The organism is Bowmanella yangjiangensis, assembly GCF_017255015.1.
Lineage (GTDB): Bacteria > Pseudomonadota > Gammaproteobacteria > Enterobacterales > Alteromonadaceae > Bowmanella > Bowmanella yangjiangensis.
In genome coordinates this window covers 1-12,350 of the sequence record NZ_JAFKCS010000034.1, presented here as the reverse complement: position 1 = coordinate 12,350, position 12,350 = coordinate 1, and the positions used below count along the sequence as shown (strand labels likewise).

Sequence of the window (12,350 nt, the reverse complement as noted above, 5' to 3'; positions counted from 1 at the left end):
GCCCAGCATTTCAAAAAAAGTGTGATGGCGGGCCGTATATCCCACATTTTCCAGGTCGTTGTGCTTACCACCAGCACGCACGCAGCGCTGTGAAGATACCGCGCGGGTATAAGCACGTTTTTCAGCGCCCAAAAACACATCCTTGAACTGGTTCATCCCGGCATTGGTAAACAATAAAGTCGGGTCATCGGCCGGCACCAGAGAGCTACTGGAAACCTTCTGGTGACCGTGCCTGGCAAAGTAGTCCAAAAATGCGCTTCGAATTTCAGCAGTGCTAATAGTCATTTAACATCCCGGAGAAAAAAACTGTGAAAAATAAACCTTGGAATTATTGCGGACGATATCATGAAAACTCGCCACCTGTCAGGTGCAATCATAAGTAATTACTAGCCTGTACCGCCTCAATTTATGCAACTTTCATCCCTTTGGCGGTGAAGCTGCCAACAAGCGTCGAAATTTGCCATTATTCATCGATAAAGGCACTCTCGCAGGCAAAACGGATTTGCTCTCCATTAAAGCCTTTATACTGTAAATAACGCATACGCTTTTGCTGCTCTTTCCAATCTGCCGCGGGCTGTCGATACTTACGTTGATAGGCAGTCAATGCAGCAGCAAACCAGTCGACATCCAATTCATCCAGAGCCTGTTGAATATGACAATCCGCCACCTGACGCATACGTAGCTCAGCACGAATACGTGCCTCTCCCTGACCCTTTCCCACCCGCTGGCGGACGAAACATCCGGCAAAGCGTGCATCAGACTGCCAGCCCCGCTCGGCAAATTCGGTTAGAATGGTTCGACTAAGCGAAGGATCGAATTCTCTGGCGGTCAGCTTAACCATCAGTTCTGCCTGACTATGTTCCCGTCTGGCAAGCAACATAGTCAGGGTTTCTCTGATGATCTTGCGATCAGCATCTGTCATAGTTATCTGCACCTATATCTTCTTGCTCATATTGTAACGCTGTCCGGCCATGGATTTACAATTCACTTTTATCGATAGCCTTAAACGTATTCCAGCGTCTGACTGGCAAACCTTAAGTCAGGATGCTGGCCCTTTTCTGGACTATGCATTTCTGGAGGCATTGGAAGCGCATCATTGCGTGGCAGGAGGTAGCGGCTGGCAACCTTGCCATTTACTGGTGAAAGACGCATTGGGCCTGCTTGCGGCACTGCCGCTTTATCAAAAGTCACACAGCTATGGTGAGTACGTGTTTGACTTTGCCTGGGCCGAGGCTTATGGCAGATACAGAAAATGCTACTACCCGAAACTAGTGTCTGCTCTGCCTTTCACACCGGTTCCCGGTCAGCGCTTGCTAACACGTCCCGGCGCAAACGCTGCGGATTTATGGCCTGCAGTACTGGAACGCCTGAAAACTTATTGTCATGAAGCATCCTTGTCCTCACTGCATATACTCTTCCCTCACCAAGAAGATGCTGTACAACTTGCCGAGCTTGGCGCTATGCAGCGCCACTCTGTGCAGTTTCATTGGTTTAATCGAGGCTACAACGAATTTGCTGACTTTACCGCCACCTTCAGCTCGCGTAAGCGCAAGAACCTGCTGAAAGAACGTCGACGACTACTAGAAGCGGGCATCAGCTTCCATCGGCTAAAGGGCTGCGCCATCACTGCCGAGCATATGCAAGATTTCTATCTGTGTTATCAACACACCTACCTGAAACGCTCAGGCCACACTGGCTATCTGACTAGTCGCTTTTTTGAGGCGATACGACAAGATATGAGTGAGCGGCTACTAGTTGTGCAAGCCCGTATTAACGGCGATATGCTGGCCAGCGCATTGTTTTTTACTGACAAGCTAGGTTTGTTCGGCCGCTACTGGGGTTGCATGCAGGAAGTAGATGGACTGCATTTTGAAGTTTGTTACTACCAAGGCATCGAATATTGCATTGAACATGGCCTGCCATTTTTTAATCCTGGCACACAAGGCGAGCATAAAATACAACGGGGGTTTGAACCGGTTTTGTGCTTCAGCAATCACTGGTTGGCAGACAACGCATTTCATACAGCAGTGCAACATTATGTCGCTCAGGAAAAGCTGCAAGTGGCTGAATATTATCGAGAAGCCAGCAAACTACTGCCTTATTCACAGCAGCATGCCACCTAAAGCGTTTTCCTAACTGCCAACAGCTGCTAAAGTCAAAGAAAATATCCAATGCGTCAAATTGCTGTGAAACTGCTGCGTGGTTTGTTTGTCATTCTGCTTCTAAATTCACCATGGGGACAGGCGAGTGAAATTGTGCATATGCATTTGGCGGTATCTGAGCGGCATGCACAAGGTCTGGCACGCCCAGGAGAATATCGTTTGTCCTGGCAGTTACTAGAGCGCGCGTTAGCCAATGACACAGGCTTCGAAATCACCCCATCATCCTTAGCTTGGTCCTGGGCACAAACCCAGTTGCAACAAGGTAAACTGGATGCTGTTTTTTTTGCAGCCAAAACCACGGAACGCGCTAAGTGGGCGCAATTTAGCCCCCCTTTAACACTCTCCAGAGCGGGATTTTTCAGCCTGCCTGGAACAAAAGCCCAGTCACTATACGAGTTAAAGGCATCCAATGAGCTCATCGGCGTATTGCAAGGTACTGCACAAAGTCAGTTTCTATTGGACAAAGGATTTACCAATATCTATCCGCTGGTAGAGAGTGATGCCCTGTTGCAGATGCTATTGGGTGGGCGAATCAAACATGCTTTTATCATAGAAACCCTGGCTAACTATTATTGCACACAGATGAATCAGGAGCAGCCCCATCCTTGCCTACAACCCGGTGAGATACCACAGGAAAATACGATTCATATTATGGGCAATCTGGATGATCCGGCATTTTTGAACTTTTCTAAAGCATTAACAAAAGGGCTAAAACACCTGGTTGCCACCGATCAAGTTCTCCCGCTTTACAAAGAAAATGGCTTATCACCAGATATTTATGAAAGATGGTTAGCCCAACTTAACGCCTACGCAACAGACTTAAAAAGCCATCCAATACGACAGCTGAATTAAATAAGTTTTTGCCAGACAAGCATTTGATTGTTAGCCGGCATTTGAATTCGCTGCATTAGTGTCAACCCGCTTCCTGCAACCCAGCTTTGCAGTTCAGCGATGTCACGAATTCCGCCAAAGCCCTGATTTAACAGTTGTTGGTCAAAGGCCTGATTACTGTCACTGGTATATTGACCATCGATGTTAAAAGGACCGTACTGGCAAAACACTCCATTGTCAGGCAAGTGCTCTGCCACCATCTGCATCATCTGCTGGGCTTCGTTCACTTGCATGATGTGAGTGGTGTTAGCGGTAAACACGGTATCAAAATCGCCGCCTGGCCACTTATCCATACCGACAGTGAAACAAATAGGGCGATGCAAATTGGCCGCAGGGAAATAATCTATCCAAGCATTAATACCAGCGTGATTTTCCAGCCTGTCACTGGTTTGCCACTGCAAATGCGGTAACAAGGCGGCAAAATACACCGCATGCTGCCCGGTACCCGAACCGATTTCCAGCAAACGTCGACTGCCATCAAGGCGCACTTTCAGCACGTCCAAAATGGGGCCTTTGTTGTTTTCACAGGCTTGGCTGTATGGTTTATCCATTGAATTTATCTCCTACCTGGCAGCCTTTTAAGCGCTGCAAAAATGCTTGTACCTCGGGCTCTCCTTCTGCTGGTGCCCAGTTGGCCATGTCTTCTGCAGATAATGCCTGATAAGGCCCTTGTTTGACTTCTAAAAAGGTCGCGGGTTGCTCCAGCGCCACCACGCTATGCCAAGTACCCGGCGGGATTTCCAGGCCTCGCAGCGGCCCTTGGGCACAAAGCGTATGGCGGGCAAGTACTTCACCCTCCTGACTGAAAATGACAAAAGATGCAGTTCCCTCCAGCATCAGGAAAAACTCCCATTTGTCAGATTGGCTATGTCGGTGGGGCCTGACATAAGAATCTGGCATCAGGGTAATAAACAACCGCTGCACAGGATCGCTAAGATCACTGTGAATATTGTGATTGAGTCGCCTTCTCGGGCTTTGCGCTGCGCCGTCCTGCAATTGCGAAAACAGCGAGTCGTCGAACAGCTGGATTGCCAAATAAAGTCTTCCAATAAGCAAAATATTGCATTTAGACTACCAGAAGCACCATGCTCGAACACCTTTAACTACTCGTTTCAACCTGCCTGTGGATAAATGGCCAAACCAAGCAAACACAAGCAGGTCGAATACCTTTATTGCATTATCTACCAGTCTTGTTTAGGTTGCGCGTCCAAGCGAGCAACAGGCCAGCAAGTGCAAACAGCATCAGAGGAGCGGGTTCACTCACCCCAACTGGGCGATCAGACACTTCTATGGCAGAAGCCGCCACTTCACCGTTGTCACCTACCTCACCTATATACAGATAGAGTCCGGCCGTTGACAAAGCAGAGGTCAAGTTGAAGCTCAGCTTGCCGAGATCACCCATACTGAGAAATCCTGCAGCTCCTGGAATTGCGACTGTTGAATTACCATCAAAAACACCAAGCGTTGCAACTGCGTTGTCCACACCATCACCCGATAGGTTGGTCCCGAATAGCTTGCTGTTCACTGGAGCCCGCTGCACACCCGGCGTGAAAAGCACACCATTGATATAATCAAATACCGACAGTCCCGTCAGCCCTGCCGCACAGGAAGCCGTTGTACATAAGGTATTGGATAAGATAATGGCATCCAGATCGAAGCCACTAAACTGACCGGTAGCCCCACCAAGTCCACGACTGTCATCATTAATAGTGACGGACAAGATATTTGATAAGCCTATACCGCTAAGATCGGCCATGTAAATTGCTGTGCTAGCAGGTGAGCCCCCCGCCACACCAGACAGCTTGGTGAACGAGATTGGCGCAGCTTGTGTACTAGACAAGCAAAAAAACAAAGTAAAAAAAGCAAAAATTTGCTGACCACGATTCATATTCTTTTCTCCATAAGAACATTGTTATGATTTGAATCGCTACATCTTGATTCAACTCAGCCTAAGCAAAGGCCGAGCCAATTAAAAATTCACATATTTATCAAACAACTAACAAACAAACCTGTGACCGTCTGTAAATATTTATGACGAAACTGCCAGTTTGAATGATAAATAATTATTCTGAAATACAGGCCATAAAAAAGGGAGCTATGCTCCCTTTGTGCTTAGTTAAAACAACCAGTGGTCAGCTTAAGTTAGGTGCCAGCCACTTTTCGGCAGTCTGTATATCCCAGCCCTTGCGCTGCGCATAATCTTCTAACTGATCAGACTGGATCTGCGCTACAGCAAAGTACTTGCTCTGCGGGTGAGCAAAGTACCAACCTGATACCGAGGCCCCGGGCCACATGGCATAGCTGGAGGTTAGCTGCATACCAATTCGGCGCTCAACGTCCAGCAAATCCCAGATCTTCTGCTTTTCGGTATGCTCTGGGCATGCCGCATAACCTGGCGCAGGACGAATGCCTTGATACTTTTCACGGATCAGCTCGTCGTTACTGAGGTTTTCTTCGGCAGCATAACCCCAGATTTCCTTACGCACCCGCTCGTGCAGGTACTCGGCAAAGGCCTCGGCTAGTCTATCGGCCACGGCTTTGACCATAATGGCGTTATAGTCATCGCCATCAGCCTTGTATGCATCGGCCAGTTCATCTTCGCCAATGCCGCCGGTTACCGCGAAGGCGCCAGTGTAGTCGGCTATGCCGCTGTCTTTAGTGGCAACAAAATCGCTCAAGCAGTAATTAGGAAAATCCAGCTTTTCGGTTTGCTGGCGTAAATGGCATGCTGTGGTAAGCACCTGACTGCGACTGTCATCAGCGTAAATCTCAATATCATCACCAAAGCGGTTGGCAGCAAATATGCCCACCACGCCTTTGGCCTGAATTTCACCCGATTGCTCAAAGCGGTCCAACATAGCATTAGCGTCGGCAAACAGCTTTTTGGCTTCCTCGCCCACCACTTCATCATCAAAAATGCGTGGGTACTTACCGGCCAGCGACCAAGTCAGGAAATACGGCGTCCAGTCGATATAGCGTCGCAACGTCGCGATATCCGCGGTAATCTCCTGTACACCAAGCTGATTAGGCTTATGCGGCTGATAGTCGCTAAAATCGAGTTTTACATCGTTAGCGCGGGCCTGCTCCAAAGTAACGGGCTTAGTGCGCGGTTTTTTACGGGCATGCTGTTCGCGGACTTTTTCATACTCCACCGCCAGCTCGGCCGCATACTCGGCTCGGGCGGTAGCGGAAATAAGTTTCTGGCACACCCCCACGGCACGAGAGGCATTGGGTACATAAACTACCGGGCCATGATAATTCTGCTCAATTTTCACCGCCGTATGGGCCTTGGATGTAGTAGCACCACCAATCAGTAGCGGCAGCTCAAAGCCCTGACGCTGCATCTCTTTGGCCACATGCACCATTTCATCCAGTGACGGCGTAATCAGCCCCGACAGGCCAATCATATCTGCCTTTTGTTCACGCGCCGTTTGCAGAATTTTCTCGCAAGGCACCATCACTCCAAGGTCAATCACCTCGAAGTTATTACATTGCAGCACCACGCCGACGATATTTTTACCTATATCGTGAACATCGCCTTTTACCGTAGCAAGCAGAATTTTACCGTTGGACGAGCCGGCATTCTTTTCGTTTTCGATATAAGGCTGCAAATAGGCCACGGCACGCTTCATTACCCGGGCAGATTTCACCACCTGGGGCAGGAACATCTTACCTTCACCAAAGAGGTCGCCTACTACATTCATGCCATCCATTAACGGCCCTTCAATCACATGCAGGGGTTTTTCCGCTTCCTGGCGGGCAGCTTCAGTGTCTTCCTCGATAAAATCGGTAATACCTTTGACCAGCGCATGCTCCAGCCGTTTATTCACCGGCCAGCCACGCCATTCCTGGGTTTCTTTTTCGACTTCTTTACCGTCACCACGGTATTTTGGCGCCAGTTCCAGTAAGCGGTCGGTCGCCTCGGGATGGCGGTTAAGAATCACATCTTCCACCGCTTCTCGCAGTTCCAGGGGAATATCGTCATACACCGCCAACTGCCCGGCGTTAACGATGGCCATATCCATACCGGCCTTGATGGCATAGTACAAAAACACCGAATGCATGGCTTCACGCACTGGTTCGTTGCCACGAAACGAGAATGACACATTCGACAAACCACCGGAGATATGGGCATGAGGCAGATGCTTACGGATCTTGCGGGTGGCATTAATAAAGTCCACCGCGTAGTTGTTGTGCTCTTCGATACCGGTTGCGACCGCAAAAATATTGGGGTCAAAAATAATGTCTTCCGGCGGGAAACCGACTTTTTCGGTCAGTAACTTATAGCTGCGCTGACAGATCTCGAACTTACGCTCCTCGGTGTCGGCCTGCCCCACTTCATCAAAAGCCATAACCACAGTTGCAGCGCCATAACGTCTGATGAGTTTAGCCTGATGAAGGAACTGCTCTTCACCTTCTTTAAGGCTGATAGAGTTAACGATAGCCTTGCCCTGCACGCATTTAAGACCGGCCTCAATCACCGACCATTTGGATGAGTCGATCATCACGGGCACACGGCTGATATCCGGCTCAGAGGCAATCAGATTTAAAAAGCGCACCATAGCCGCTTCAGAGTCCAACATGGCTTCATCCATGTTGATATCAATCACTTGCGCGCCGTTTTCGACCTGCTGGCGGGCCACTTCCAATGCGGCTTCATAATCGCCTTCAAGAATCAGGCGTTTAAAGCGGGCCGAACCTGTGACGTTGGTACGCTCGCCGACGTTAATAAAGTTGGCGCTGGCTTGTTGAGTCATGCTTACCTCGGTCTGTTACTGTACAAATGGCTCAAGGCCGGACAGGCGTAATTTCACCGGCAATCTGGGGGGCACTCTTGGCGCCTTACCCGCTACCGCGTCGGCCAGAATGCGAATATGTTCAGGGGTGGTGCCACAGCAGCCGCCGACAATATTCAACAAACCTGCATCGGCCCACTCGCGGATATGCACGGCCATCTCTTCCCCATCCATATCGTATTCGCCAAATTCATTAGGTAGACCCGCATTGGGGTGTGCAGATACCGCGCATTCACAGACATCACTGAGCTCTTGAATATATTGACGCAGCAAATCCGGCCCCAACGCACAGTTAAGGCCGAACGACAGTGGTTTAATATGACGCAGTGAATAGTAGAAAGCTTCGGTGGTTTGTCCGGACAAGGTACGGCCGGAGGCATCGGTAATAGTACCGGAGATCATCACCGGCAAGGATTGACCGCGCTTTTCAAACACGTTTTCTACCGCAAAGGCCGCCGCTTTGGCATTTAAGGTATCGAAGATGGTCTCGATAAGAATAATATCCGCGCCACCTTCCATCAGTGCCTGGGTGGCCTCCTCATAGGCTTCCACCAGCTCATCAAAAGTGACATTGCGCTTACCAGGGTCGTTCACATCCGGGGAAATTGACGCGGTACGGTTGGTGGGACCTAACACCCCTGCCACATAGCGTGGTCGCTCTGGCGTACTGTATTTTTCACAAGCCTGCTTTGCCAGTCGGGTGGCCTGCAGATTAATTTCATACACCAGTGACTGCATATCATAGTCAGCCATGGCGATAGAGGTCGCATTAAAGGTATTGGTTTCCAAAATGTCGGCACCAGCTGCCAGATATTTTTCGTGGATTTCACCAATCATGTCCGGCTGGGTTAATACCAACAAATCATTGTTGCCCTTGATATCCATATGCCAGTCGGCAAAGCGTGTGCCTCGGTAATCAGCTTCTTCCAGCTTGTACTGCTGGATCATGGTCCCCATCGCGCCATCCAGGATCAGGATGCGGGATTTCAGGGCCTCTTCAATGGGCTTGAGCTTCAACTAAACAATCCTCTTCGTGCCTTTCAGGCGATATCTGACAAATTAAACGGGGTTTCCTGATACACATAGTAATTCAGCCAGTTGGTGAACAACAAATTACCATGGGAGCGCCAAGTGACCAGCGGTGCTAAGCAAGGGTTATCACCAGGAAAGTAGTTATCCGGTACAGCAGGCGCTAAACCAGCATCCAGGTCCCTTTGATATTCACCCGCCAAAGTATCAGGATCATACTCGGGATGCCCTGTTACAAAGACTAAACGTTTATCCCGGGTAGCTGCCAGATACACGCCGGCTTTTTCCGACGTAGCCAGCACCTTGAGCTCAGGCACTGAATGATAAGTCTCCAATGGAATCTCGCCAAAGCGTGAATGGCAGGCGTTAAACACCGGATCAAAACCGCGCAGCAACTCATCATGCTCTTCGTTGACCTGATGACTGAATACGCCAGACAATTTATGCTCGCGTAAGCGGCGGTCGATACCAAAATAATGATACATGGCAGCATGGGCTGCCCAGCATAAAAACAGTGTGGATTGCACATGGCGGCGAGCCCAATCGAGCACAGTTTGCATCTTATCCCAGTACTTCACCGCCTCGTAATCCAGCAGCGCAAGCGGCGCACCGGTCACAATCAAACCATCATATTTCTTATTAGCGATATCATCGAACTGGTGGTAGAACGCGTCCATATGCGCCTTAGGGGTATTTTTCGGCGCTTCATTATCGATGCGAATCAGGTCCACGTTGATCTGCAGCGGCGTGTTAGACAACAGCCGCAGCAACTGTATTTCGGTTTCAATTTTGTTCGGCATCAGATTGAGGATCCCCACTTCCAAGGGGCGAATATCCTGATTGGCTGCGCGTTCCATTCCCATCACAAAGATGTTCTCTTCACCTAATACATCCTGTGCGGGCAAATCATTGGGAATACGAATTGGCATAGCAGTCCTCCGAACTAGTGAACAAGTAGCCTTAAGCTGGCTATGTAGGGCATCTTGCCAAGACGTCTGGAAATGTCAACCTCTTTACGTCTAGACGTCTAAATGATTTATATGTGGAATGGAAAGCTCTCTCTACAGTGATGTTTTAAGACAGCTACGCAGTTGTAAAGGTTTGAACCCGTTGATCCAAAAACGCCTTTCAAGAGCGCATTATCTATATATAGCCATGACAAAAAGATCTAATCTTAGCGCTTCAAAAAATGTCGTAAAAACGCTAGGTTAGCCGTCTCTTCCTGGCATTGCACAAGACCTATGAACTGGCAGTTGGCAAGACAATTCCCATCGCTGGTATGGGTTATGATCCTCGGCGTATTTTTCTCTCGTGGCACCTTTTTTATGGTGTGGCCCTTTATGGCCATCATGCTCTACCAAAAGTTTGCCTTAAACGAATGGCAGATAGGCCTGACCATGACTATATCGGCGGTTTCCGCGGTACTGGTTGGCTTTTATGCCGGCGCGCTGACCGACAGATTAGGCCGCAAAACCATGCTGTTTAGCGCCGGGGTATTAGCCATTTTGGCTTTCAGTTTGCTCGCCATTGCAAACCAGGTAATCTTATATGCTCTTTGCATGGCCCTGTGCGCCATCAGCCGGGAGATTTGGGAGCCGCCTGCCAAGGCCCTGATAAGCGATATGCTGCCCGAAGCCGATATGCGCGAAACGGCTTTCCAATTGCGTTACTTTTCCATCAACGTTGGTGCCGCCGTCTTCCCGCTGGCGGGAGTGTGGATGGGCTTTGCCGGTCAGCAACATACTTTTTTTGCTGTGGCCGCAGTATACCTGCTGTTGCTATGGGCAGTGTGGTGGGCATTTCGCCGCCCCTCCTCACCTAAAGGGAAAAACCTTGACCGCATCCCATTCATACAAATCCTGCGCGTACTAAGTCAGGACAAGTTGTTTTTATTGCTGGTTCTGGCAAATACCCTGGTGGCTTTTGTGTTTGCCCATTTGGACTCATCCCTGGTGCAATACCTGAGTCGTGAAGGCCTGGATAATGTAGTGCAACTGGTGGGCACCTTAATCTTTACCAACGGCATGACCATAGTGTGCTTTCAGTTTGTAATGGTGCGTCTGATGCAAAAGCGCAGTCTGGTGCATCGTGTTCAGGTGGGTATGGTGCTACTGACCTTGTCGCAACTAGGCTTTGCCCTTAACCCCGTCGACTGGTATTGGGGCTGGATTGTCGCCACTTTCCTGTTAAGCCTGGGAGAATGCATTTTATTCCCCACCATGAATATCCAGATTGACCGCATTGCACCTGCCAATATGCGCGGCGTTTATTATGGCGCGGCGTCCTTGTATTCCATTGGCTTTGCCCTTGCACCTTACATTGGTGGTTTGTTGCTAAAGGCTTATGGCGGCCCCAGCCTGTTTTTCTTCACCAGCCTTTGCTGTCTGGTCGTGTTTGCGCTATATCAGCAAATGCGTTTTGCCACACGTCCAGCTCTGGCAACCGAACCTGTGGAGCAAGAAGGATGAAGGTATACCTCAGCATGCTGCTCAGCAGCACCTTAGTCTTTGCCAATAGCCTGCAAGCACATCCTGATGCACTGGTAAAAGCCGCTCAAGCCCGCACGCTACTGGATATTCGTTATGATGGCAGTTATCACAAACTGGCCTATCCGGGGGGCGATGTGCCGGACAATATCGGCGTTTGTACCGATTTGGTGATCCGCAGCTATCGTACCCTGGGCGTCGACCTTCAGTTGTTAGTCCATGAGGATATCAGGCAACACTTTGCACTTTACCCCTCAAAACGCATTTGGGGTCTGAGCAAGCCTGACCGCAATATAGATCACCGGCGCGTGCCCAACCTGCAGGTGTTTTTCGGCCGATATGGGCAGTCGCTGCCGCTTACCCAGCAAACCGAGGCATTTCAGGCCGGGGATATAGTCACCTGGATGTTACCGGGTAATCTGCCGCATATTGGGATTGTCAGTGATAAAAGCGCACCAGACGGCACACCGCTGGTATTACACAATATCGGAGCGGGGCCAGTAGAAGATAACAGCCTGCTTCGCTATCCCATCACAGGCCATTACCGATACCCGGCTGTGACAGAGCAATAAACCACAGACATAAAAAAGCCCGCGATGGCGGGCTTTCTGGCTGTATATTATCAGAAGCTTACAGTACTTCCTCTGATACACCTTCTTCGGCTTTGACGGTTTTAGCCAAGAGCAGTTTGTCACGCAGTTGCTTCTCAATCGCCTCAGCCATTTCCGGTTTGTCTTTTAAAAACTTCACGGCATTAGCCTTACCCTGACCGATACGCTCACCATTGTAGCTGTACCAGGCTCCTGCTTTTTCCACAAACTTGTGTAGTACGCCCATGTCCACCAGCTCAGCTTCTTTGCTGATCCCTTCGCCGTACATAATATTAAATTCGGCCTGCTTAAAGGGCGGGGCTACTTTGTTCTTCACCACCTTAACACGGGTTTCACTACCCACCACTTCGTCACCCTCTTTCACCGCACCGATAC

12 protein-coding genes and 1 pseudogene are annotated in these 12,350 nt (G+C 49.6%); 4 read left to right on the top strand and 9 right to left on the bottom strand.

The window, feature by feature from the left end; translation table 11 throughout:
• Positions 1-285, bottom strand: a 285-nt coding sequence (locus J0A65_RS20210) for an alanine--tRNA ligase-related protein (protein ID WP_232850073.1), incomplete at its 3' end; no start/stop codon positions are given.
• 178 nt (positions 286-463) lie between these two features.
• Positions 464-922: a regulatory protein RecX gene (locus J0A65_RS20205; protein ID WP_206596146.1), complete on the bottom strand. Its 459-nt coding sequence runs from the start codon at positions 920-922 to the stop codon at positions 464-466.
• Between the two features lie 49 nt (positions 923-971).
• Here J0A65_RS20205 and J0A65_RS20200 point away from each other — a divergent pair, with 49 nt between their 5' ends.
• Both J0A65_RS20200 and J0A65_RS20195 read left to right on the top strand, forming a co-directional pair.
• A complete protein-coding gene (locus tag J0A65_RS20200) occupies positions 972-2,123 on the top strand; it encodes a GNAT family N-acetyltransferase (protein WP_206596145.1) in 1,152 nt (383 codons plus the stop codon).
• 198 nt (positions 2,124-2,321) lie between these two features.
• Positions 2,322-3,014, top strand: a complete 693-nt coding sequence (locus J0A65_RS20195; protein ID WP_206596144.1) for a substrate-binding periplasmic protein — start codon at positions 2,322-2,324, stop codon at positions 3,012-3,014.
• On the opposite strand, the gene J0A65_RS20190 is transcribed toward J0A65_RS20195, so the two are convergent.
• From J0A65_RS20190 to metA, 6 genes are all read right to left on the bottom strand, one after another.
• A complete protein-coding gene (locus tag J0A65_RS20190) occupies positions 3,011-3,604 on the bottom strand; it encodes a DUF938 domain-containing protein (protein WP_206596143.1) in 594 nt (197 codons plus the stop codon). The genes J0A65_RS20195 and J0A65_RS20190 overlap by 4 nt on opposite strands.
• The gene (locus tag J0A65_RS20185) at positions 3,597-4,088 is read right to left on the bottom strand and encodes a WbuC family cupin fold metalloprotein (RefSeq protein ID WP_232850072.1); all 492 of its coding nucleotides are present in this window, start codon (positions 4,086-4,088) and stop codon (positions 3,597-3,599) included. The genes J0A65_RS20190 and J0A65_RS20185 overlap by 8 nt, the downstream gene beginning before the upstream one ends.
• A 142-nt stretch (positions 4,089-4,230) precedes the next feature.
• Positions 4,231-4,941: a hypothetical protein gene (locus J0A65_RS20180; RefSeq protein WP_206596142.1), complete on the bottom strand. Its 711-nt coding sequence runs from the start codon at positions 4,939-4,941 to the stop codon at positions 4,231-4,233.
• A 244-nt stretch (positions 4,942-5,185) separates the two neighbouring features.
• Positions 5,186-7,810 (bottom strand): methionine synthase, encoded by a 2,625-nt coding sequence (gene metH / locus J0A65_RS20175; protein ID WP_206596141.1) that lies wholly within the window; start codon positions 7,808-7,810, stop codon positions 5,186-5,188.
• A 15-nt stretch (positions 7,811-7,825) separates the two neighbouring features.
• A complete protein-coding gene (locus J0A65_RS20170; RefSeq protein WP_269814690.1) occupies positions 7,826-8,866 on the bottom strand; it encodes a homocysteine S-methyltransferase family protein in 1,041 nt (346 codons plus the stop codon).
• Positions 8,867-8,889: 23 nt separating this feature from the next.
• Positions 8,890-9,807, bottom strand: coding sequence for a homoserine O-acetyltransferase MetA (gene metA, locus J0A65_RS20165; RefSeq protein WP_206596140.1), 918 nt, complete (start codon positions 9,805-9,807; stop codon positions 8,890-8,892).
• 324 nt (positions 9,808-10,131) lie between these two features.
• Here metA and J0A65_RS20160 point away from each other — a divergent pair, with 324 nt between their 5' ends.
• A complete protein-coding gene (locus tag J0A65_RS20160; RefSeq protein WP_206596139.1) occupies positions 10,132-11,346 on the top strand; it encodes an MDR family MFS transporter in 1,215 nt (404 codons plus the stop codon).
• Positions 11,343-11,936, top strand: coding sequence for a DUF1287 domain-containing protein (locus J0A65_RS20155; protein ID WP_232850071.1), 594 nt, complete (start codon positions 11,343-11,345; stop codon positions 11,934-11,936). The genes J0A65_RS20160 and J0A65_RS20155 overlap by 4 nt, the downstream gene beginning before the upstream one ends.
• Before the next feature lie 58 nt (positions 11,937-11,994).
• On the opposite strand, the pseudogene J0A65_RS20150 reads toward J0A65_RS20155, so the two are convergent.
• Positions 11,995-12,350: pseudogene (locus J0A65_RS20150) on the bottom strand (recombinase RecA); the annotation flags it as partial.

What these genes read in the sequence shown, in the direction of transcription:
- J0A65_RS20205 (WP_206596146.1), bottom strand. Translation starts at nt 922, where the DNA reads ATGACAGATGCTGATCGCAAGATCATCAGAGAAACCCTGACTATGTTG.
- J0A65_RS20200 (WP_206596145.1), top strand. Translation starts at nt 972, where the DNA reads ATGGATTTACAATTCACTTTTATCGATAGCCTTAAACGTATTCCAGCG.
- J0A65_RS20190 (WP_206596143.1), bottom strand. Translation starts at nt 3,604, where the DNA reads ATGGATAAACCATACAGCCAAGCCTGTGAAAACAACAAAGGCCCCATT.
- J0A65_RS20180 (WP_206596142.1), bottom strand. Translation starts at nt 4,941, where the DNA reads ATGAATCGTGGTCAGCAAATTTTTGCTTTTTTTACTTTGTTTTTTTGC.
- metH (WP_206596141.1), bottom strand. Translation starts at nt 7,810, where the DNA reads ATGACTCAACAAGCCAGCGCCAACTTTATTAACGTCGGCGAGCGTACC.
- metA (WP_206596140.1), bottom strand. Translation starts at nt 9,807, where the DNA reads ATGCCAATTCGTATTCCCAATGATTTGCCCGCACAGGATGTATTAGGT.
- J0A65_RS20155 (WP_232850071.1), top strand. Translation starts at nt 11,343, where the DNA reads ATGAAGGTATACCTCAGCATGCTGCTCAGCAGCACCTTAGTCTTTGCC.